A 1,601-nucleotide genomic window follows, 5' to 3' on the forward strand; every position below is an offset into this window, starting at 1 on the left:
CCCGGACACCTCGTCCGAGCCCCGAGCCCTGCCTAGATCACCTGACCAGTGATCACTTACCGAGGGAGAAGTTCTGCGTGCAGCTCAGCGCCTCACGCTCGCTGTTGTCCTGGGTGGCGAGACCGAGGAGGGCGGCGACGTTCACGTTGACGTCGTCGATGTTGACGAGGCCCTGCTGCGCGTCGTTCTGCTCGCACGCCTGGTTCTGCTTGTTGTTGATCTTGACCTTTCCGTGGTCGTCACCGGCGTGACCGACGCCGGCACCCAGGAAGCTGACGCTGCCGAGCATCGCCACGACGACCGCGGCCTTCTGGTACTTGCGCATTACCTCTCCGTTCTCAAGTGGACACAGCCCGTGATGGGCCGGTCACTGACAGGCGTTAAAGTAAGTGAGGTATGCGGCTTTTGACAGGCGAAACGCCCTTTGGCGCAAGTTTCTCGAAAAAATCCCTGCCGGGACGCCCGGCGCGAGCACACCGGATGGCCGAACCCGGGCGCCCACGCACCGCGCGGCGAACCACACCCCGGACACGACAGCGCGCCGCCCGGATGAGCATCCGGACGGCGCGTCATGTCACCACAGGGCAGAGGTCCCTGATGCGGCGCTAGATCACCTGACGGGTGATCACTAACCGATCTGGGTGCAGTTCTGGAACTCCTTCTCGCTGTTGTCCTGGTTGGCGAGACCGAGGAGGGCGGCGACGTTCACGTTGACGTCGTCGACGTTCACGAGCCCCTGCGTGAAGTCGTTCTGGTCGCACGACTGGTTCTGCTTGGTGTCGCCCCCCGCGTAGCTGACGCCGGCACCCAGGAAGCTGACACTGCCGAGCATGGCCACTACGACTGCGGCCTTCTGGTACTTGCGCATTACCTCTCCGTTTCTCAAGTGGACACAGCCCGTGGCGGGCTGATCACTTACAGCCGCAACACTAGGGGATGTTTATCCCTTTTATCGGATGAAACGCCCAAACATCTACGTGTCGGGCGGAACGTCACGCCTCCGGCGAACATCCTGTACAAAAGGGTGATCCCGGGACGATCGTCGTTACTCGGACGGAGTCGTCGCGTTGAACGGGCAGTGCGGTCGCGCGTACTGCTGCCGCACTTACCGAATCAATAAGGAGAACGTGATGTCTCGCATCGCGAAGGTTGGCGCTGTTGCTCTCGGCACGGGCGCCGTGGTGCTCAGCGGGGCAGGTCTCGCCACGGCGGACGCCGACGCCAAGGCCGCGGCGATCGGCTCGCCCGGTGTCCTGTCCGGCAACGTGGTCCAGGTCCCGGTCCACATCCCGGTCAACGTGTGCGGGAACACCGTCACCGGGCTCGGCGGTCTCGACCGGGCCTCCGGCAACGTCTGCAAGAACGGTGACGACAAGAACAAGAAGGACGACAAGAAGGACGGCAAGAAGGCCCACCAGCGTCACGGCCACTGACGCCTGTCGTCTGACGCCTGTCGTCACGACCCGAGAGCCCCGGCGCCTCCAGCGCCGGGGCTCTCCCCATGCATCCGTTTCCTTGACGGCCGGCACCCTGACGACCATCACTTCGCCCCTGCGGCGCGGGTATCGGACCGGCATCACTGGCCGTACACACGGAGGAGC

General features: G+C 64.1%; 3 protein-coding genes. 1 reads left to right on the forward strand and 2 read right to left on the reverse strand.

The genetic code is table 11. The features are described from left to right. Window positions 1-52: 52 nt before the first annotated feature. Together FNH08_RS49860 and FNH08_RS49865 are read right to left on the reverse strand one after the other, a co-directional pair. A complete protein-coding gene (locus tag FNH08_RS49860; protein WP_152778614.1) occupies window positions 53-325 on the reverse strand; it encodes a hypothetical protein in 273 nt (90 codons plus the stop codon). 303 nt (window positions 326-628) lie between these two features. Next, window positions 629-868, reverse strand: coding sequence for a hypothetical protein (locus FNH08_RS49865; protein WP_152778616.1), 240 nt, complete (start codon window positions 866-868; stop codon window positions 629-631). Between the two features lie 262 nt (window positions 869-1,130). Between FNH08_RS49865 and FNH08_RS49870 the strand changes: the two genes are divergently transcribed. Further along, window positions 1,131-1,433: a chaplin gene (locus FNH08_RS49870; RefSeq protein ID WP_152778618.1), complete on the forward strand. Its 303-nt coding sequence runs from the start codon at window positions 1,131-1,133 to the stop codon at window positions 1,431-1,433. Window positions 1,434-1,601 lie beyond the last annotated feature (168 nt).

This window comes from Streptomyces spongiae (assembly GCF_009377185.1).
Lineage (GTDB): Bacteria > Actinomycetota > Actinomycetes > Streptomycetales > Streptomycetaceae > Streptomyces > Streptomyces spongiae.